Origin of the sequence: Promicromonospora alba (genome assembly GCF_042654905.1) — a bacterium.
GTDB classification, from domain to species: Bacteria; Actinomycetota; Actinomycetes; order Actinomycetales; family Cellulomonadaceae; genus Promicromonospora; species Promicromonospora alba.
In genome coordinates, this window is sequence record NZ_JBHSFI010000001.1 from 663,051 (window position 1) to 683,132 (window position 20,082).

Below are 20,082 nucleotides of genomic sequence, written 5' to 3' on the forward strand. Positions count from 1 at the left end.
GTTACTCGTAGCGGAGGGACGAGATCGGGTCCTGGCGTGCCGCGCGCAGCGCCGGCAGGGTGCCCGCGAGGAACGCGATGACCATGACGCCCAGCACGACCGTGGCCACGCTCACCGGGTCGAACGCGACGAGCGTCAGGCCCGGCAGGTCCACCAGGAGGTCTCCGGCCACGCTGTTCACGAGCTGTCCGACGCCGATCGCGCCGAGCACGCCCACCGCGCTGCCGATCAGGCCGATGACCACTGCCTCGATGCTGAACAGCGAGAAGACGCGGCCGCTGGACAGGCCCATCGCCTTCATCAGCCCGACCTCGCGGGTGCGCTCCTGGACGGCCATGAACAGCGTGTTGACGATCCCGATGCCTGCCGCGATCAGGGCGATCACGGCGAACCCGTTCAGGACGAGCACTATGCCGTCGATGACGGAGGTGAGCGCGCCGAGCTGGTCCTCCAGGGTGCTGGCGGTGTAGCCGGCGTCCTCCAGGCGGTCCTGCAGGGCGGTGGTCGCCTCCTCGCCCGCCGCGGCGTCGAACGACACGGAGGCCTGCGCGTAGCGCGCCGTCTCGGCCTCGGGCACCCCCGTCGTCTGCAGGTCGTAGAGCTTCTCCGTGAGGACGTCGTTCGGGATCGCGCCGCTCATCGTGACCACGCCGGGTTCGGCGATGCCGACGACGGTCGCGTCCGTCGTCACCTGCTTCCCGGTGCCGTCGGTGACCGCCAGGGTGACGGTCTGCCCGACGGCGTCCGCGTCGGAGCCCAGGCCCAGCGGCTCGACATAGCTCTCGGGCAGCACGAGCTCGGGGTCGGCGGCGTCGAGGTCGACCTGCTGGCCGGACGCGAGCTCGACCTCCATCCCCGGCACGAACTGGGAGATCGAGAGCTGGTACCTCGTCCCGTCGTCGTGCTGGACGTAGTCCGCCAGGACGCTCTTGGTCGGGTCGACGCTGAGCACGCCGTCGACGTCCGCGATCGTGTCGATGTCGTCATCGGTCAGGGCGGTGGTCGTCGTCCCGGGCGGGCCGTCGGCCTCGATCTGGTTGGGGTCGTACTCGGTGGGCCCGCCGTCGGTCGGCGCGTCCTCGTTCGTCTTCGTGACCGTCATGACGTCGTCGACCCCCACGGAGGCGACGGTGTCGTCGAGGTACCGGTTGACGCCGGTGCCCAGGCCGTTGGTCAGGGACAGCGTGAAGGCTCCGATGAAGATGGCCAGCACCGTCAGGCTGGTGCGCAGGCGGGAGCGGAAGGCGTTGCGGAAGGCGGTGCCCACGACGTCGACGATCTTCATGCCGCCACCGCCTCGCGTGCGGCGATCAGGCCGTCACGGATGAAGATGCTGCGGTCGCAGCGGGACGCCAGGTCCTCGTCGTGCGTGACGACCACCAGGTTGATGCCCCGCCTGCGGTTGAGGTCGAAGAGGATGTCCTCGACGACGGCGCCCGTCGCGGTGTCCAGGTTCCCGGTCGGCTCGTCGGCGAAGATCACGCGCGGCTCGTTGATCAGCGCCCGCGCGATGACCACGCGCTGCTTCTGACCGCCGGACAGGTCGTTCGCCTTGTTGTCGGCCTTGTCGTCGAGCTCGAGCTGCGCCAGGGCCGCCATCCCGCGGGCGAGGCGCTCGCGGCGGGCCACGCCGGCGATCTTCAGCGGCAGGGTCACGTTGTCCAGCACGCTGGCCTGGGCATTGAGGAAGAACTGCTGGAACACGAACCCGAAGGCGCTGTTGCGGGTCTGGTTGAGCTGCTTGGCGGAGAGCTTCGACGTGTCGGTCCCGTCGAGCGTGATGCTGCCCGACGTCGGCCGGTCGAGCAGCGCGAGCAGATGCATGAGCGTCGACTTGCCCGAACCGCTCTTGCCGATGATCGCCAGGGACTCGCCCTCGGCGATATCGAGGTCCAGGCCCCTGAGCGCCTCGAAGGCGTTCGAGCCGGAGCCGTATGTCTTGTGCAGGTTGCTGACGGAGAGCAGTGGGGAGACCACGTCGGCCGCCTCTCTCGTGGTGCCGGAGTTGTTGACGTGACCAACTCTCGGCGACGGCGCCCCCGCGCGAATCGGCCCTGCGGTGACTGTCGTGTACCGCCGTGGTGGTACTCGGGGATACCCCCTGAGCGGGACGCGCCGGAAGCAGGCGTGCGGGATGCTTGGCAGATGCCACGAGGCGACGACGTGCTGTTCGGCCCTCCGCTCCACCACCGCGCACCCGCGTGGGTCGGCCATATGGTCGCCACGGTCGCCGTCGTCTGCGCCAGCGCGCTCCCCGTCCGCGAGGACCAGTCCCCGGACTGGCAGAGCGATCTCGCGATCATCGCCGCGGTGTCCGCGGCGCTGCTCCTCCTCCGCCGCCGGCTGCCCGTCACCACCGTCGCGGCGTCCGTCGGCGTCGTCTGGGCCGCCGTGCCGCTCGAGCTGTTCAACCCAGGCGTCGTCCTCGCCGCCGCGGTCGCCACGTTCACCGCGAGCCGCGCGCTGACCCGGCGGCAGGCCCTGTGGCTGACCATTCCCGCCGCCGTCGTCGTCGCGATCGCCGGCGCCGTCGCCGTCGGCCGCGGCGGCATGCAGTACCTGCTGCTCATCCTGCTGTTCGGCGCGCTGGGCGACCTCGTCCGCGTGCAGCACGAGCAGTTCATGGCGATCACCGAACGCGCGGAGCGCGCCGAGGCGACGCGGGAGGCCCTCGCCAACCAGCGCGTCGCGGAGGACCGGCTCGCGATCGCCCGCGACCTGCACGACGCCGTCGCGCACCAGATCGCGGTCATCAACCTGCACGCGGGCGTCGCGGGCTCCGCCCTGCGCGAGCGGCCGGACGACGCCGAGCACTCGCTCGCCGTCATCCGCCAGGCCTCGCGGACCGTGCTCACCCAGATCGGCGACCTGCTCGCCACCTTGCGCGACCCCGGCTCGCCGGGCGCTGGGCCGGGCGCCGTACCGGTCGGCCTGGCCCAGCTCGACGACATCCTGCGGCAGTTCCGCGGCCACGGCCTCGACGTCACGGTGCGCAGGCTCGGCGAGACGCGCGAGCTGCCCGCCGCGGTCGACGTCGTCGCGCTGCGGGTCATCCAGGAGGCGCTCACCAACGCCCACAAGCACGGCGTCGAGCACCGTGCGCACGTCGTGCTCGAGTACCTGCCGGACCGGCTGCACGTGACCGTCGTCAACCCCGTACCCGCCCGGGTCACGGGCGCCGCCGCGGGGCACGGCCTCACCGGGGCGCGCGAGCGCGTCGAGGCCGTCCGCGGCACGCTCACCCACGGCAGGGCCGGCGTCGGCTCGTGGGCGCTGGACGCGGACCTGCCCACCCCTGTATCCCTGCCCGTCCCTGGACAAGTGAGCCGCCCGTGACCTCCGACCGCCCCGCCGTCTCCGATCCCGGCACCGCCGACGCGGACATCTCCGTGCTCATCGCCGACGACCAGGCGCTGATCCGCTCGGCGATCGCCGACCTGATCAAGCACAGCGACGGCCTGGCCATCGCCGGGGAGGCGGCGGACGGGTACGAGGCGATCGCGCTGGCCCGCGAGCGCCGTCCGGACCTCGTGCTGATGGACATCCGGATGCCCGGCCTGGACGGCATCGCCGCGACGCGCGAGATCTGCGCGGACCCGGACCTCGCGGCGGTGCGGGTGCTCGTGCTGACGACGTTCGAGGAGGACGAGTACATAGTCGGCGCGCTGCGCGCCGGGGCGAGCGGCTTCATCGGCAAGGGGGCGGAGCGGGACGACATCGCCGCCGCGATCCGGGCGGTCCACCGGGGTGATGCCCTGCTGTCCCCCGTCGCCACCCGGACGCTGATCGACAGGTACGTGCGGTCCGAGCGCCTGCACACCAGCGAGCCGTCGCGGGCGCTGCACGAGCTGACCGAACGCGAGTCGGAGGTGCTGGCGCTCGTCGGCACCGGGCGCTCGAACGCCGATATCGCGGAGCTGCTGGCGATCTCGCCGCACACCGCCAAGACGCATGTGAACCGGGTCATGACGAAGCTGAACGCGCACGACCGCGCGCAGCTCGTCATCGCCGCGTACGAGAATGGGCTCGTCCAGCCGGGCGGTCGTTGAGGTTTCCCGTCCCTGACCTGCGATTTCCAACCCGTGACACCATACGGCGCCACTTTGGTGTCATGGATGACGTCACAGCCCTTGCACTGACACCATGAGTGGTGTCATAGTGGGGTCATGGACCTCACGAGATATGTCGACGAGCTGCAGCGCCAGCTCTCCACCGCGGCCGCCGCGGGCGGGGACGAGGTGCGCGAGATCGCCGGCCGGCTGACCGCCCCGCTCGACGCCGCCGCACGGCTCGTCCTGCTCGAGGCCCTGTCCGCCGCGGCCGGCGAGATCTCCGCCGAGCTCGCACCCGGCTCGGTCGACGTGCGGCTGCGTGGCGGAGAGCCCGAGTTCGTCGTCGCCGCACCCGCGGCCACCGTTCCCACCTCCGTGCCCACCGCCGTCACCACCGCCGTCGCCGAGCAGGCTGCGCCGTCATCCACCCCCGCCGGGCCGGCAGGCATCGCAGCCGACGCCGACGCGGGCGCCACCACGCGCACCACCCTGCGCCTACCCGACCACCTCAAGACGCAGGCCGAGGCGGCCGCCGCCCGTGACGGCGTCTCGGTCAACACCTGGCTGGTGCGGGCGGTCGCCGCAGCGCTCGACCAGCCCACCGGACGCCCCGCCCCGCAGCCCGGCCCCGGGTTGCCGAGCGGTAACCGTCTCACCGGCTGGGTGCGCTGACCCGCGGCGACACCACTCCGACACCACTCGCCTCGCAGCCCGCTCGCTGCTCCCTCACTTCCCCGCCCTTGTCCTCACCTGGAGCCGTCATGCCCACTTTTCCCGCCCCCAGCCCCGTCCCGGTCGTCGTGGACGTGCCCTTCGGCAACCTGCACGTGGTCGCCTCCGAGCGCGACGACGTCGTCGTGACCGTCCTGCCCGCCGACCCGGCCAAGTCGGGCTCGGTGCGCGCCGCCGAGGAGACCCGCGTCCAGCGTGACGGTGACGCCGTCACGATCATCTACCCGTCCTCCTGGAAGCAGTACGTCCTTCCGTTCGCGGCCGGCGGCGCGAAGGTCACCATCGAGCTGCCGATCGGCTCGCACCTCAGCGGCAAGGCCGGCTCCCTCTACTCCGAGGGTCGGCTCGGCACGGTCGACCTGACCCTGAACGGCGGCGACGTCCGGATCGACGAGGCAGCCCGCCTCGACCTCAAGGTCTCTGCCGGGTCCGTCGTCGTCGGCCGGGCCACGGGGCCCACCTCCATGAAGGTGAGCGCCGGCGGCGTCCGGATCACAGAGTTCTCCGGCGAGGGCACCGTCCGCGCCAGCAACGGGACGACGACCGTGGGCTCCGTGACGGGAACGCTGGACGTCGTCGGGGCGCACTCAGAGATCACCGTGGGCCGCGTCCACGGCACGCTCAGCGTGAAGTCGGCGCATGCCGGCATCCGCGTCGACCGGGTCGAGTCGGGCAGCGTCACGCTGACGACGTCCTACGGCTCGATCGAGGTCGACGTGCCCGAGGGCACCGCCGCCTGGCTCGACATCGCCTCGGAGCACGGGACCGTCCGCAACCAGCTCACTCCCACGGACGGCCCCGTCGAGAACGAGGCCACCGCGGAGATCCACGCGAGCACGGGCTGGGGCGACGTCATCGTCCGGCGACCCTGAGGTTCGCTGAACCTCTCTGCGCACCGGCCGGGCGTAGGCCCCGCCTGACCTGAAGCCCGGACCGGCGTCGTCGGCCCGAGAAAGAACCCGAACCACCTTCCTGGCTACCCCCTACCCAAAAACCGTTCCCCAGCGTTCCCAGAAAGGGAAGAACATGAGCACGAACACCGAGCGGAGCCGCGGGCCCGCGATCCGAGTGCGGAACGTCGAGAAGTCGTACAAGGAGCTGCACGTCCTGAAGGGCGTGGACTTCGAGGTCGCACGAGGCAGCATCTTCGCCCTGCTCGGCTCCAACGGCGCGGGCAAGACCACCGCCATCAAGATCCTGTCCACCCTGCTCAAGGCCGACGGCGGCACTGCGAGCGTGAACGGGTACGACGTCGCGACCCAGGCCGCCGACGTGCGCGAGTCGATCAGCCTGACCGGGCAGTTCGCCGCGGTCGACGAGGTCCTCACCGGGCGGGAGAACCTGGTCCTGGTCGCCAGGCTGCGGCACCTGGCCAACCCCGGCAAGATCGCGGACGACCTCCTGGCCCGGTTCTCGCTCACGGAGGCCGGCGGGCGCAAGGCCGGCACCTATTCGGGTGGCATGCGGCGCCGGCTGGACATCTCGATGAGCCTGATCGGCAACCCGCCGATCATCTTCCTCGACGAGCCCACCACCGGCCTCGACCCGCAGGCCCGCATCGAGGTGTGGGATGCCGTCAAGGAGCTCGCCCGGAACGGCACGACGGTGCTGCTGACCACGCAGTACCTCGACGAGGCCGAGCAGCTGGCCGACCGGATAGCGATCCTGCACGAGGGCCGCATCATCGTCAACGGCACGCTCGCCGAGCTCAAGGCGCTGCTGCCCCCGGCGAAGGTCGAGTACGTCGAGAAGCAGCCCACTCTGGAGGACGTGTTCTTCGCCGTCGTCGGCGACAGCGCTCCCGGCACCGGTGCGGGCAACGTCGGCGACCCTGCCGGCAGCCCCGTCAGCAGCCCTGTCAGCACGGACAAGTGAGGAACGAGACCATGAGCAAGCACTTCTTCGGCGACACCGCCGTCCTGACCGGGCGATCCCTGAGCCACATCCTCCGCAGCCCGGACACGATCATCACCACTGCCGTCACCCCGATCGCCCTGATGCTGATGTTCGTCTACGTGCTCGGCGGAGCGATCGACACAGGCAGCGGCAGCTATGTGAACTACCTGCTGCCCGGCATCCTGCTCATCACCGTCGCCTCCGGTATCGCCTACACCGCCTACCGGCTGTTCCTCGACATGCAGGGCGGCATCTTCGAGCGGTTCCAGTCGATGCCGATCGCACGTTCGGCGGTGCTCTGGGGCCACGTACTGACGTCGCTGGTCGCCAACATCGTCTCAGTGGCCCTCGTCGTCCTGGTAGCCCTGCTCATGGGCTTCCGCTCGGGGGCCGGGGTACTGGCCTGGCTGGGAGTCGCGGGCATCCTGGTCCTCTTCACCCTGGCCCTGACCTGGCTCGCCGTCATCGCCGGCCTGTCCGCCAAGACCGTCGACGGCGCCAGCGCCTTCTCCTACCCGCTGATCTTCCTGCCCTTCATCAGCTCGGCCTTCGTCCCGACCGAGACCATGCCCGGCCCGGTGCGCTGGTTCGCCGAGAACCAGCCCGTCACCTCCATCGTCAACACGATCCGCGACCTGCTGGCCCAGCAGCCGGTGGGTGCCGACATCTGGGTCGCGCTGGGGTGGTGCGTCGGCATCCTGGCGGTCGCCTTCGTCCTGGCCACCGCCGCGTACCGCCGCAAGATCTCTTGACGGCGTAGGTACGGGCTCCAACCCGGTCCTCGACCGCACACCTGGTGGCGTGCGGTCGGGGACTGTTGTGTTGCGGCACGTGGGGTGCGCTTGGCCGGGAGATCGGTCGATGGGCCTGAGCTCGGCGGGACTTTCGGAACTGCCATTGGGCATCGCGGCGGCGTGAAGGGTTATCCACAGATTTGAGATCCGGCGAGCGGATCGCACGAGTGTTCGAGATAATGGAGGCAGTGAGGGAGTAGGAACTAGAGGCGAGCGATCGGGACGGGCGGGGGTGGGCAGGGTGGATCGGACGACGAACGGTGGTCCCGCTGCTGGTCTGCCTGCTGCGGCGTCGATCGAGGATGTGCTGGCCCGGATCGAGGCGGCGACCGCGGAGCTGACTGCTCTGACCGACCCCGAGACGCTGACCGGTTGGGACGCGCCGAGCATCAGCCGCCTGGTCGAGGCACACACCCGTGTCCGTCGGGTGACCGGACGCCTGGACGGTGTCCGGTACACCCTGCTACCCCGCATCGAGAATGAGGGTTCCTGGCGTTCGGGTGGCACGGCGCGGACGTTCACGACCTGGCTGCGCCTGCGCGAAGGAGTCTCCGCGTCGACGGCGGGTAAGGACATGACGATCGCGCGCCGTCTGGTGACCGCGCTGCCCGTGACGCGGGAGCGTCTGGTCGCGGGAACCCTGGGCGCGGACCACGCGAGGGTGATGACGGAGGTCGCGCCCACCAGCGAAACGCGTACGGATGCGTTGGCCTGGTTGATCGATACCCGCACCGGGCACACCACCACCCCGGAACAGTTCGTCCAGACCGTTGCGGTCGACTTCCCCGACCCCACCGAGGACCCCGACGGGGCACGCACCCGTGAGCTGGTCACGCAGGTCCTGGAGGGCGCGATCACGGAGGGGACCTTGGTCACCGGTGAAGCCCTGGTCCTGCGCGAAGCCAATGTCCTGAACGCGGACCAGTTCCGGAAGGTCGCCCGCCGGTTCGCGACTGTGACCGACCCCGATACCGACGATGTGGACGATGACAAGGCCGCCCACGGTGAGTTCTTCGATCTGGCCAAGACGTTCGGCGGGTATCACGTGGCCGGGTTCCTCACCGACGAGCACGGCCTGCAGCTGACGACCGCGATCAACGCGGTCCTGGGCGCCCCGTCGGCGGAAGACACCCGGACCACGACTCAGCGTCGCGCGCAAGGCCTCGCGGATGTGGCCCGGGTGGTGCTGGACACGAACCAGGCCTCCCCGGGTGCGGCGATCGCACCGCACCTGAACGTCACGGTGTCCTGGGACGAGTTCGTCACCCAGGTCACCCGCACCCGGGACGGCCTGTGCCTGACCTGCGGACAGACCGCACCAGGGCGCGGCACCCGCTTCGGCGCGGGCCCGAGCGTCTTGGGCACCAGCACCAGCACCACCACTGGCACCGGCACCGGCAGTGGCGCTGGCACCAGCAGCGGCGCTGGCAGCGGCGCTGGCACCACCCGCACCGCCACCAGCACGGGTCCGGATGTCGGTGCAGGTGCAGGTGCGTTGCCCACCGGCCCAACGGCCGAAAGCCCGACCGGAAGCCCGACCGGAAGTCAGATAGGAGGTCCGGGTGGAGGCCCGGGTGGAGGCCCGGGTGGCTGGACCGCCACGGATACGCCACTGTCCGGGTTCTTGTCCTCCGGTGGCCCGGTGTTCACCGAGACCGGCGCTCGTGCCCCACGAGCGCTGATCCGCCGCCTGGCGTGCCACAGCGCGGTCACCCGGATCGTGTTCGGCCCCGACGGCGCCGTCCTGGACGTCGGACGTGCGCAGCGCACCGTGTCGGGGCAGATGCGCCGCGCCGTCATCGCAAGAGACCAGCACTGCGTCTACCCCGGATGCGACCAACCACCCTCACGGTGCGAGGTCCACCACGCCCTGACCCACTGGGCCGACGGCGGCAACACCTCAGTGACCAACAGTGCGTTGCTGTGCTGGCACCACCACCAGCTCGTCGACACCCGCGGCATCACCATGCACTGGACCGGCAAGCCCACCACGAACACCACGGCCGGCGCCCTGCTCGAAACAGGGTGGGCGTTCACCGACGCCCGTGGGCACCGCATCCGCCTCCCTGAAGCCACCGAGGCCCCACCACCAGCCGCCGAAGCCTCCTGACCGGTAACCCCGTAGACCAAGGCGCCCTGACCCAGGCGAGTCGGCAGGCCGGACAGATCCATCTGGCCGGCCGCTCTCAGCCGAACACCAGGCCGAACGGCCCGGCACGCCCACGCGCGCACTCGCCCGTCCGCCCACGGGCACCAGGGCCCGGAGCAGTAGACGCACGCCACGCCGCGCCAATCACGAAGCAATGCGAACCAACCTCACGGCCGCCGCCATGCCGCACGAACCCGCGTGGATCCCTGTCGCCACCGCCAGACGCCTCCGCAGCCTGGCTGCGGGCAACTACTCCCAGACGGCGATGCTCCGGCGCACCGGGACGGACCCGTCGTCCGCGGCGAAGAGTTCCGGCGAGCGCTGCCGGGTCTTCTCGATGTCGGCGAAGACGGCACGGAGGTGCCCCCGGAGGCTGTCGCGGGCGCTGGAGATGTCGCCGGCGACCACCGCGTCGAGAATGGAGTGATGCTCGTCGACGAAGCGGCCCATGCCGTTCGTCTCCTGCAGGCCGAGGCGGCGCGCGCGGTCCAGGTGGCCCTTGGCGGCGACGACCGTCGACCATGCCCTGCCGTGCCCGCTGAGGCGCAGGAGCCCGTGGTGGAACGCCTCGTCCAGCTCGAAGAACTTCTCGAGGTCGTGGCGTGCCTCCCGCTGCTGCTCCAGGTTGGCGCGCAGCTCGGCGACCAGGTCCGGGTCGAGGGTCTCCGGGATGTCGTCGAACGCGGCGAGCTCGACCGCCTCGCGGAGGAATTGCGCGTCCGCCACGCGTTCGGCGTCCACCCGGGACACGAAGGACCCAACCTTGGGGAACACCCTGACCAGGCCTTCCTCGCCGAGGAGAATCAGGCTCTCGCGCACGGGCGTCCGGCTGACGCCGAGGGACGCCGCGAGCTCGTTCTCCGACAGGGAGGCGCCCGGCGGCAGCTCGAGGGTGAGCACCTTGCGGCGCAGCGTCTCGTAGACGACTCGCCTGTTGGACCGGTTCGAGGCTTCCCTCATACCCGCGAGTCTAGGCGAGAGGCGGCGCGCTTCCACACCACTGACAGTTGACACCTCCTTGTCGACGCTGCTTACATACAAGAACTGCCACACATCAGTTGACCGGCATTCCAGACAGCGACGTCAGTCAAGAAGGCAAGTCAAAGAAGGCAAGGAGCACTCTTCCAATGGCGGAAACAGCTATGACCCCACCAGGTACCCCGTCGGGTACTCCCTCGGACAAGACCGTCACCCGGTCGACCAAGGACCTCACCAAGGCCGCCGTCTCCGGCTGGCTCGGCACGGCCATGGAGTTCATGGACTTCCAGCTGTACTCGCTGGCGGCGGCGATCGTGTTCAACCAGATCTTCTTCCCCGACGTCAGCCCCGCGATCGGCCTGATCGCCGCGATGGCCACCTACGGTGTCGGCTACGTGGCGCGGCTCGCGGGCGCCATCTACTTCGGCCGCATGGGTGACCGGCTCGGCCGCCGCAAGGTCCTGTTCATCACCGTCGCGCTCATGGGCGTGTCCACGACCCTGATCGGCGTCCTGCCCACGTACCAGATGGTCGGCATCCTGGCACCGATCCTGCTCGTCGTGCTGCGGCTGGTCCAGGGCTTCGGCGCGGGCGCCGAGATCGCGGGCGCCACCGTGCTGCTCGCCGAGTACGCGCCCGTCCGACGTCGCGGCCTCGTCGCCTCGCTGGTCTCGCTCGGCACCAACTCCGGCACCCTGGCGGCATCGGCCCTGTGGGCGCTGCTGCTGGCCGTGCTCAGCGAGGAGCAGCTGCTCAGCTGGGGCTGGCGGCTGCCGTTCCTGCTCAGCTTCGTGCTCATGATCTTCGCCGTCTGGATCCGCACCAACGTCAAGGAGAGCCCGGTCTTCGAGGCCCGCGCCGACGTCGTGGACGGCGTCGCCCTCTCCCGCGACGAGCTCTCCCGCAATGACGAGCGCTCCCGCGACGAGGCCAAGACCGCCACCGCCGAGCCGGTGCTCCAGGCAGCCCTCAAGCAGCGCAAGGGCAAGGCGTTCTTCCTGGCGCTGGCCCTGCGGTTCGGCCAGGCCGGCAACTCCGGGCTGGTGCAGACCTTCCTGGTCGGCTACGTCGCCACCACGCTCGCGATGGACCGCGCGCTGGCCACCGAGGCCATCATGTGGGGCTCCATCATCGGCTTCGCGACGGTGCCCCTGATCGGCATGCTCGGCGACCGGTTCGGCCGACGCTCGATGTACACCGCGCTGTCCCTGATCACCATCGCGCTCGCCTTCCCGATGATGCTGCTGATCACCAGCGGCACCACCACGGGCCTGATGCTCGGCATGATCGCCGGGCTGAACCTCGGCGTCCTCGGCCTGTTCGCACTGGAGAGCGTGACCATGGCCGAGCTGTTCGGCGCACGGACCCGGTTCACGCAGCTGGCCCTCTCCAAGGAGATCGGCGGCATCCTCGCCACCGCCATCGGCCCGGTCATCGCCGCGTCGCTCACCGCGGCCACCGGCAGCTGGTGGCCGATCGCCGCGATGCTCATCGTCTACTCCCTCATCACCCTGGTGGCCGCCCGGCTCGCCCCCGAGACCCGTGGCCGCGACCTGGTCCGGCTGGAGGACGCCGTATGAGGGCGGTAGTCGTCCACGGCGCCGGCGACCTGCGGGTCGAGGAGCGCCCCGACCCCGTCGCCGGGCCCGGCGAGGTGGTCGTCGCCATGGAGTGGGGCGGGGTCTGCGGGTCGGACGTGTCCTACTGGAAGAACGGCGCCTCCGGCACCGCCGTCCTGCGCGGCCCCCTGGTCCTCGGCCACGAGGTGGCCGGCCGGGTGGTCGCGAGCGGGCCCGGCGTCACCGGCTGGGAGCCCGGCGTACCGGTCACCGTGCATCCCGCGCAGGCCGCCGACGGTTCCGTCCTGCCACAACGGCTGGGAGGTCGGACCAACCTGCACTCGCAGGTGCGGTACTTCGGTTCGGCGGCCTTCCACCCGCACACCGACGGCGGGTTCAGCGAGCTGCGGGCGGTCCGGGCCGAGCAGCTGCGGCGGCTGCCCGACGGCGTGAGCACCGAGCAGGGCGCCCTCGCCGAGCCGCTGGCCGTGGCGATGCACGCGGTGAACCGCGCGGGCCGGATCGGCGCGGGTGTCCGTGGGCGTGACGTGCTCGTCAACGGAGCGGGACCCATCGGCTGCCTTGTCGTCGCGGCCGCGAGGCACGCGGGCGCGACGTCGGTCACCGCGGCCGACCTCTCCGCGTCGTCGCTGGCCGTGGCCAAGGATCTGGGCGCCGACCGAGTCCTGGACATCGGTTCCGGGGACCGGCTGCCCGAGGACTGCGAGCTCGTCTTCGAGGCCTCCGGCGCGCCGGCCGCCCTGGGCGGGGTGCTGCGGGCCACCGCGCGCGGCGGCACCCTCGTCCAGGTCGGCAACCTGCCCGGCACGCCTGCCCCAGCTGCCCTCGGCGACCTCGTCACCCGCGAGATCACGTGGGTCGGGGCCTACCGGTTCGTCGAGGAGATCGGCGACGCCCTCGCCGCCCTGCGTGACGGGCTCGACGTGTCCCCGGTGGTCACGCACCGCTTCGGCATCGAGCAGGCGGGCGAGGCGCTGGCCGCTGCCGCCGGCCCGGACAGCAGCAAGGTGCTGATCCGACTGTCCAAGGGCTGAGCCCGATGTGTGGAGGCACAGCCTCCGAGTGCGGGTCAGGCTCCGAGTGCAGGTCGAGCCTGCCCCGCACCCAGGTCTGACCTGCGCCCGGAGCGTCTTTCGCCGTCGTTCACATGGGTGTGGGAACCCGGCCATCTCGGCTACCTACCGTGGCACGCGTCCCGGCCGCCCAGCGGTCCGCGCCCCAAGGTTGGAGCCCTCAGTGAACGCCGACATGTCCCGTCCGCCGTCGATCTCCGAGCTCGCAGAGCTCCGCCTGTCCCGCCGGACCGCGATGGCGGGCGGCCTGGCCGCCGCCGCCGCGGCGTTCTTCGGGGCCCCTGCACCGGACGCCGCGGCCGGCGTCCTGGAGAGCACGGGCCACGCAGGTGGGCACGGCGGTGGGCACGGCGGCGGGCGGCCCTTGCTCGGTTTCCCCGCCGTCGCGCCCAGCACGGCCGACGCCGTCGTCCTGCCGCCCGGCTACCGCTACCAGGTGCTCTACCCGTGGGGCCACCCGATCGTCCCCTCGGGTCCGGCATTCGCCGAGGACGCGAGCAACACTGCCGAAGACCAGGCCCGGCAGGCCGGGGACCACCACGACGGCATGTGGTTCTTCCCGCTCCGGGACCGCCGCTCCGGCCTGCTCTGCGTCAACCACGAGGCCACCACCGAGAACCTGCTGCACACGGACGGCCGGGCGGCCTGGTCGCCCGAGAAGACCGCCAAGTCGATGGCGGCCCACGGCGTCTCGGTCATCCAGGTCGAGGAGGACCGCGACGGCGGCTGGCAGGTCGCCGAGTCGAGGTTCGCCCGCCGGATCACCATGACGACGCCGATCGAGATCACCGGCCCCGCGGCCAAGCACTCCCTGATGCGCACGAGTGCGGACCCCGAGGGCGTGCGAGTGCTCGGGACGCTGAACAACTGCGCCAGCGGCCCCACCCCGTGGGACACGTACCTGACCTGCGAGGAGACGATCAACAAGTACTTCTACTACGGCGAGCAGCCGCCGCCCGCCGGGTCGGTCGAGGAGCGCTACGGCATCGGCTCGGAGAGCCCGTACCCCTGGCACACCACCGAGAGCCGGTTCGACATGCGGACCGAGCCCAACGAGTTCAACCGGTTCGGCTGGGTGGTGGAGGTCGACCCGTTCGACCCGGAGTCGACGCCGAAGAAGCGCACCGCGCTGGGCCGCATGGAGCACGAGAACGCCGTGGTCGTCCGGGGGCGCCGCGGTGAGGCCGTCGTGTACATGGGCGACGACACGCAGTTCGACTACTTCTACAAGTTCGTGGGCGCGGAGCCGATCGCCAAGACGCGCCGGGCCGGGCGCAGCCCGCTCGACGAGGGCACGCTGTACGTCGCCCGGTTCGACGAGGACGGCTCCGGCCGGTGGCTCCCCCTGGTGCACGGCGAGCCGGGGCTGACGGTGGCGGACGGCTTCGCGGACCAGGCCGAGGTGCTGATCCACACGCGCCTCGCGGCCGACGCCGTCGGCGCGACGCCGATGGACCGGCCGGAGTGGTGCACGGTGCAGCCGGGCACAGGCGCGGTCTACTTCACCTGCACGAACAACACCGCGCGCACCGAGACCGTGGACGCGGCGAACCCGCGGCTGAACAACCGGTTCGGGCACATCATGAAGATCGACGAGAACGGCAACCCGAGCGCGGTGCGGTTCGACTGGGACATCTTCCTGCTCGCCGGCGACGAGGCCAGCGGCGCCACCGTCCCGCCGGACCAGGCGTTCGGCTCCCCCGACGGCCTCTGGTTCGACGCCGTGGGCCGGCTCTGGATCCTGACCGACGGCACCCAGCCGCAGGTCGACGGCGCCAACCAGAACAACCAGATGCTGGTGGCCGACACACGCCGGGGCGACATCCGCCGGTTCCTGGTCGGTCCGCCGCGCTGCGAGATCACCGGCATCACCGCCACCCCGGACGGACGGTCGCTGTTCGTCAACATCCAGCACCCCGGCGACACGGGAACTCCGGAGAACCCGCGCGCCAGCTCGAGCTGGCCCGACTACAGCCCGACCGGCCGCCCGCGGTCCGCCACGATCGTCATCACCCGGGAGGACGGCGGGGTGGTCGGCGCGTAACGCTGTCGGGCGAGCTCCCGGTGACGGCTACCAGGTGACCGGGAGCTCCCGAAGGCCGTAGACGATCGCGTCGTCCTTGAACCTCAGGTCCTCGACGGGCACGGCCGGCCGGATGTCGGGGATACGGCGCAGCAGGGTGTCGACGACGACCTGCAGCTCCAGCCGGGCAAGGTTCTGGCCGAGGCACTGGTGGGCGCCGTAGCCGAAAGCCAGGTGACGGCGTCCGCCGCGTTCGACGTCGAACGTGTCGGGGTCCTCGAACACCTTCGGGTCGCGGTTGGCCACGTGCGAGAGGGTCAGGACGCCGTCTCCGGCCTTGAGGAGCCGGCCGCCCAGCTCGACGTCCTCCGTGACGGTCCGTGCGAGCACGGGCTCGGCGATGGTGAAGTAGCGCAGCATCTCGTCGACGGCGGACAGGGTCTTGTCCGGGTCCTGCCGGATCGCCTCGCGCGCCTCCGTGTTCTGGCTCAGCTCGAGCACGCCCAGCCCGATCATGTTCGCCGTGGTCTCGTGCCCGGCGACCAGCAGCAGGAAGGACAGGCCGACCAGCTCCGCACGGTCGACGGCGCCGTTCGCCTCGCGCTGCCGGAGGATCTGGCGGCCCAGCAGGTCGTCGGCGGGAGTCTCCTCCTTGGCTCGCAGCAGCCCGTCGAGGTAGCCCGCGAGCTCCTGCATGGCCCGCTGGGCGTTGGCGGCGTCCTCGGGTTCGTCGTTCTGCTTCACGATCAGCGCCGAGCGCTCCTGGAAGAAGTCGTGGTCCTCGTACGGCACGCCGAGCAGCTCGCAGATCACCAGCGACGGGACCGGCAGCGCCAGGGCGTGGATCAGGTCGACCGGGCGCGGCCCCGCGAGCATCGCGCCGATGTGCTCGTCGACGATCTCCTGGATGCGCGGCTCGAGCGCGGTCAGACGGCGATGGGTGAACTCGCCGAGGACCGCACGGCGGGCGGGGCCGTGCTCCGGCGCGTCCATGGAGAGCATCATCTTGGGGAACGGCGAAGCGGGCCGTTCGGCGGGTTCCAGGTCCCGGGAGCCGATCCGGGGGAAGCCGGGTCGCTCCCGGTCGGCGCTGAAGCGCGCGTCCGACAGCACCGTGCGCACGTCGTCGAAACCGGCGACGACCCAGGCGTCGCTCTCCGAGGGCAGCGTGACCTTGCGGACAGGCTCCTCCTCCTGGAGCCGGACGTGTTCCGTGCGCGGGGCGTAGGGGCAGGTACGTCCGATGGGGAATGTGGGTAGCGCTTCTGCGGTCACGGTTCGGCTCCCTTGACTGGCCCGATCCGGAAGGATTCCCTCCGGTTACTCGGACGCTAACAAACCGGAGACCTTCCGTCCACTTCCAGTGTCGGCCGTGTGCCTTCGGCGTGGGCCGTCGAACGAGACGGGACGAGCCGAATGAGATAGTTGGAGCCGACCCCGAGAACGAAGGTGCGTGACGCGATGACGGAGCCGCAGACGCTTCGGAGCGACGCGCGCCGCAACCGCGACCAGATCGTCGCGGCAGCCAAGACCCTGTTCGCCGAGCGGGGTGCTGACGTCCCGATGGAGGAGATCGCCCGTCGGGCAGGCGTCGGCGTCGGTACGCTCTACCGCCGATTTCCTGACCGCGAAGCGCTGGTCCGGGAGGTCGCGCGCGAGAGCCTGGCCGTCCTGCTGACGCACGCGAACCGAGCCCAGGCCGACGGCGGGCAAGGCTGGGAGTCGTTCCTCCGTGTGCTCGAGAACCTGCCGGACCTCTGGTTCACCCTGCGCTCCACGGTACTGTCGCCGGCCATCCGGACAGTCATCCTGGACGACCCCCGGGCGTTCGCGACCGCCCAGGAGCTGCTGTCCGTGATCAACGGCCTGGTCCGCGCCGGACAGCAGGCGGGAACGCTCCGGCCGGACGTCGACACCGGTGACATCGTCATCCTGATCACCCTCGTGATCAGCGGGCTGCGGGCCTCCGCCGGAGCGTTGCCGGACACCGTGCACGCCCGGATGCTGGCCCTGACCCTGGACGGGCTACGGACCGGGTCGGGCTCGACGCTGCCCGGCAAGCCGCTCACTCCTGATCCGATGGACCCGCTGCGCTGACACCGCGACCAACCAGCCGGTCGTGGCATCGTGGCCCTGGAACGAGACGTCGAGCTCGAGAGGAACGATCGTCATGCGCGGTACTGACCTGCTCGTAGATGCGTTCGGCCGGATCAAGGAGACGGTGCACAGCTCGGTCCGCGGACTGTCGGGCGAGGAGCTCGCGTTTCGCCTCGACGAGGACACGAACTCGATCACCTGGCTCGTCTGGCACCTGACCCGGGTCCAGGACGACCACGTCGCGGACGCGGCGGGCACCAGCCAGGTCTGGTCGGACGACGGATGGGACCGCCGCTTCGGGCTGCCCTTCCCGGCCGAGGAGACCGGGTACGGGCACGACGCCGACGCGGTCTCCGCCGTCCGCGTCCCGTCGGGCGACCTGCTCACGGGTTACCACGACGCGGTGCACGAGCGCACGCTGCGGTACCTGAGCACCCTGTCCGACGACGACCTCGACCGGGTGATCGACGAGTCGTGGGACCCGCCGGTCACCCTCGGCGTCCGGCTCGTCAGCGTGATCAACGACGACATGCAGCACGCCGGCCAGGCGGGCCTCCTCCGTGGTGTCGTGCTGCGCCGACGCGTGCGGTGACCGGCGGGCGGCGATCCCCCGGGCCGCTCATTCGGACCGCCCGCTCAGGCGGACCAGGCGCCGTCGGCCGCAGCGGCCTTGACGAAGTCCGCGAAGTCGCGGGGCGGGCGGCCGAGCACCCGCTCGACGTCGTCGCTGACCGAGGCCAGGTTGCCGGCACGGAACTGCGCGTAGAAGCCGTCCGAGACCTGCACCCACTCCTCCGGTACGCCGAGCGCGCGCTGCTCGTCCGCGTACTCCTCGGCGGTCAGCGGCACGTAGCGGACGTCGCGGCCGGTCGCCTCGGCGATCGCCGCCACCGTGTCGTGGAAAGTCAGCAGGCGCGGGCCGGTCAGCTCGTACACCTTGCCGTCGTGCCCGCTGCCGGTCAGCGCGGCGACCGCCACCTCGGCGATGTCGTCGGCGTCGACGAACGCCTCCAGGGCCTCCCCGGCGGGGAGCCGGACCTCGCCGCCCAGGACCGGGTCACGCAGGAAGTCCTCGCTGAAGTTCTGGAAGAACCAGCGCAGCCGCAGCGCCGTCCACTCCAGCCCCGCCTCACCGAGTGCCCGCTCGGCCGCCGCGACCGGACCGTGATCGGCGGTCCCTTCCGCAGGAAGCGACACGAGCACCGCACGCCGGACACCCAGGCCGGCCGCCTGCCGGGCGAACGCCGCCACCGCCTCGGTCGCCTGCGGGGCGCCGAGCGTCGGGACGACCAGGTACGTCGCCGTCACGCCGCGCAGCGCCGGCTCCCAGGTCGCCGGGTCGTCCCAGTCGAACCGGATGCTGCCGGAGCGCGAACCCGCCCGCACGGGGATGCCCCGCTCCCGGAGCAGCCGCACCACCCGCCGTCCCGTCTTGCCCGTCGCACCGGTGACCAGGATCAGTTCGTCGCTCATGCCTCCAGTCAATCCGGCGCGGACGACGGCGGACATGGCGAGCAGGCTCGCCCGCATACTCATTCGTCTACGCTGGCGAGCATGGAGGCGCTCACTCCGGCCAGTGCCGACCCGATAGCGGAGATGCTCAACGGGGTCCGCACTCGCGGGGCGGTCTTCCATCAGTCGGCGCGTACCGGCTCCTGGGAGCAGGATTTCGACGGCGGCTCTCCGCTGGCGCTGATCGGCGCTCTGCACGGCCCGGCGCTGGTGCTCCCGCAGGGTGGCGACGCCGCGCGGCTCGGTCCCGGCGACATCGCGGTGCTGACCGGCGGCGCGCCCTACGTAGTAACGGACGACGACTACCAGCCGACTGCGCCGGTTGTCCCGGTTGCCGGGGCCACCGCCGTCACGACCCTCCTGTTCAGCGGCCGGTACACGATGCGCGACGGCGTGCCGGGCCCGCTCGTCGCGGCACTTCCGACACTCGCGATCGTCCGCGCGGACGAAGGGTCCTGCCCGGTCAGCCCGACCATCCTGGACGATCTCTCCACCGCCGAGCCGGGACAACAGACCCTGCTCGATCGCACGCTCGACCTGATGCTCATCGCCGCTCTGCACGCCTGGTTCAACCGCCCCGGCGCACCGCTGCCGGCCTGGTACCAGGCTCACGGCGATCCGGTGGTCGGGCAGGCCCTGCGGCTGCTCGACGCCGGCCCCGGCCAGCCGTGGACCGTGGCGACGCTGGCCGCGCGGACGAACACGTCCCGCGCCGCGCTCGCCCGCCGCTTCACCGCCCTGGTGGGCCGGCCGCCGATGACCTACCTCCGGGAACGGCGCCTCGCGCTCGCGGCCGACCTGCTGCGCGAGCCCGGCGCGACCCTCGCCGCCGTCTCCCGCCGCGTCGGCTTCTCCAGCGCGTTCGCCCTCAGCGCGGCGTTCAAGCGCGAGCGCGGCATCAGCCCCAGCGAGTACCGCGCGCAGACGACGGCTGCCGCGCCCTGACGTCCCGGGGAGCCTGCCGGGCCCTGGGCCCGGCAGGCTCCCCGGGCGGCAGGAATCGCCGCTTACCGGCCAATCAGTGCGTTGACGCACATCGTGTGATTCGTCGTGCGTCCTCCCGATCGCGGTGGAATTATCGCGGATCGGAAGGGGGCATCCGAGATGACGGCGGCACGCGCACTGCAGATCGACGACTGGATGGTGCATCGCTCCAACGTCGTACGCTCGGTCGCCGCACGCGTGCCCGGCATCGA

Annotated in this window: 18 protein-coding genes; 13 read left to right on the forward strand and 5 right to left on the reverse strand. The window is 71.2% G+C overall.

Features of this window, described 5'->3' with window-relative positions; translation table 11 throughout:
* Position 1: 1 nt before the first annotated feature.
* Both ACFO6V_RS03110 and ACFO6V_RS03115 read right to left on the reverse strand, forming a co-directional pair.
* Positions 2-1,285 (reverse strand): ABC transporter permease, encoded by a 1,284-nt coding sequence (locus ACFO6V_RS03110; protein ID WP_377132070.1) that lies wholly within the window; start codon positions 1,283-1,285, stop codon positions 2-4.
* Entirely contained in the window at positions 1,282-1,977 is a 696-nt protein-coding gene (locus tag ACFO6V_RS03115) for an ABC transporter ATP-binding protein (protein WP_377132072.1), read from the reverse strand. The genes ACFO6V_RS03110 and ACFO6V_RS03115 overlap by 4 nt, the downstream gene beginning before the upstream one ends.
* Before the next feature lie 168 nt (positions 1,978-2,145).
* Between ACFO6V_RS03115 and ACFO6V_RS03120 the strand changes: the two genes are divergently transcribed.
* The 7 genes from ACFO6V_RS03120 (at position 2,146) to ACFO6V_RS03150 (ending at position 9,584) form a co-directional block, all read left to right on the forward strand.
* On the forward strand, positions 2,146-3,336 hold the full coding sequence (locus ACFO6V_RS03120; protein WP_377132074.1) for a sensor histidine kinase: 1,191 nt from the start codon (positions 2,146-2,148) through the stop codon (positions 3,334-3,336).
* Entirely contained in the window at positions 3,333-4,049 is a 717-nt protein-coding gene (locus tag ACFO6V_RS03125) for a response regulator transcription factor (RefSeq protein ID WP_377132077.1), read from the forward strand. The genes ACFO6V_RS03120 and ACFO6V_RS03125 overlap by 4 nt, the downstream gene beginning before the upstream one ends.
* Positions 4,050-4,166: 117 nt before the next feature.
* Positions 4,167-4,724: a histidine kinase gene (locus tag ACFO6V_RS03130; protein WP_377132079.1), complete on the forward strand. Its 558-nt coding sequence runs from the start codon at positions 4,167-4,169 to the stop codon at positions 4,722-4,724.
* 89 nt (positions 4,725-4,813) lie between these two features.
* Positions 4,814-5,656: a DUF4097 family beta strand repeat-containing protein gene (locus ACFO6V_RS03135; protein WP_377132082.1), complete on the forward strand. Its 843-nt coding sequence runs from the start codon at positions 4,814-4,816 to the stop codon at positions 5,654-5,656.
* A gap of 154 nt (positions 5,657-5,810) precedes the next feature.
* On the forward strand, positions 5,811-6,659 hold the full coding sequence (locus tag ACFO6V_RS03140; RefSeq protein WP_377132084.1) for an ABC transporter ATP-binding protein: 849 nt from the start codon (positions 5,811-5,813) through the stop codon (positions 6,657-6,659).
* Positions 6,660-6,670: 11 nt separating this feature from the next.
* Positions 6,671-7,432, forward strand: a complete 762-nt coding sequence (locus tag ACFO6V_RS03145; protein WP_377132087.1) for an ABC transporter permease — start codon at positions 6,671-6,673, stop codon at positions 7,430-7,432.
* A 283-nt stretch (positions 7,433-7,715) separates the two neighbouring features.
* On the forward strand, positions 7,716-9,584 hold the full coding sequence (locus tag ACFO6V_RS03150; protein WP_377132089.1) for an HNH endonuclease signature motif containing protein: 1,869 nt from the start codon (positions 7,716-7,718) through the stop codon (positions 9,582-9,584).
* A 288-nt stretch (positions 9,585-9,872) separates the two neighbouring features.
* Here ACFO6V_RS03150 and ACFO6V_RS03155 read toward each other — a convergent pair whose 3' ends face one another.
* A complete protein-coding gene (locus ACFO6V_RS03155) occupies positions 9,873-10,583 on the reverse strand; it encodes a GntR family transcriptional regulator (RefSeq protein WP_377132091.1) in 711 nt (236 codons plus the stop codon).
* 182 nt (positions 10,584-10,765) lie between these two features.
* On the opposite strand from ACFO6V_RS03155, the gene ACFO6V_RS03160 reads away from it, so the two are divergent.
* The 3 genes from ACFO6V_RS03160 (at position 10,766) to ACFO6V_RS03170 (ending at position 15,298) form a co-directional block, all read left to right on the forward strand.
* Positions 10,766-12,181 carry an MFS transporter gene (locus tag ACFO6V_RS03160; protein ID WP_377132094.1) on the forward strand — a complete coding sequence of 472 codons (1,416 nt, stop codon included), beginning with the start codon at positions 10,766-10,768 and terminating at the stop codon, positions 12,179-12,181.
* Entirely contained in the window at positions 12,178-13,215 is a 1,038-nt protein-coding gene (locus ACFO6V_RS03165) for an L-idonate 5-dehydrogenase (protein WP_377132097.1), read from the forward strand. The genes ACFO6V_RS03160 and ACFO6V_RS03165 overlap by 4 nt, the downstream gene beginning before the upstream one ends.
* A gap of 202 nt (positions 13,216-13,417) precedes the next feature.
* Positions 13,418-15,298 carry a PhoX family protein gene (locus ACFO6V_RS03170; protein ID WP_377132099.1) on the forward strand — a complete coding sequence of 627 codons (1,881 nt, stop codon included), beginning with the start codon at positions 13,418-13,420 and terminating at the stop codon, positions 15,296-15,298.
* Positions 15,299-15,325: 27 nt separating this feature from the next.
* On the opposite strand, the gene ACFO6V_RS03175 is transcribed toward ACFO6V_RS03170, so the two are convergent.
* A complete protein-coding gene (locus tag ACFO6V_RS03175; RefSeq protein ID WP_377132101.1) occupies positions 15,326-16,552 on the reverse strand; it encodes a cytochrome P450 in 1,227 nt (408 codons plus the stop codon).
* Between the two features lie 186 nt (positions 16,553-16,738).
* Here ACFO6V_RS03175 and ACFO6V_RS03180 point away from each other — a divergent pair, with 186 nt between their 5' ends.
* Complete coding sequence (locus ACFO6V_RS03180) at positions 16,739-17,374, forward strand: TetR/AcrR family transcriptional regulator (protein ID WP_377132103.1); 636 nt, start codon at positions 16,739-16,741, stop codon at positions 17,372-17,374.
* A gap of 73 nt (positions 17,375-17,447) precedes the next feature.
* The gene (locus ACFO6V_RS03185) at positions 17,448-17,966 is read left to right on the forward strand and encodes a mycothiol transferase (RefSeq protein ID WP_377132105.1); all 519 of its coding nucleotides are present in this window, start codon (positions 17,448-17,450) and stop codon (positions 17,964-17,966) included.
* Positions 17,967-18,010: 44 nt separating this feature from the next.
* Here ACFO6V_RS03185 and ACFO6V_RS03190 read toward each other — a convergent pair whose 3' ends face one another.
* A complete protein-coding gene (locus tag ACFO6V_RS03190; RefSeq protein WP_377132107.1) occupies positions 18,011-18,847 on the reverse strand; it encodes an NAD(P)H-binding protein in 837 nt (278 codons plus the stop codon).
* 81 nt (positions 18,848-18,928) lie between these two features.
* Between ACFO6V_RS03190 and ACFO6V_RS03195 the strand changes: the two genes are divergently transcribed.
* On the forward strand, positions 18,929-19,831 hold the full coding sequence (locus tag ACFO6V_RS03195) for an AraC family transcriptional regulator (protein ID WP_377132109.1): 903 nt from the start codon (positions 18,929-18,931) through the stop codon (positions 19,829-19,831).
* The last annotated feature ends 251 nt before the right edge of the window (positions 19,832-20,082 follow it).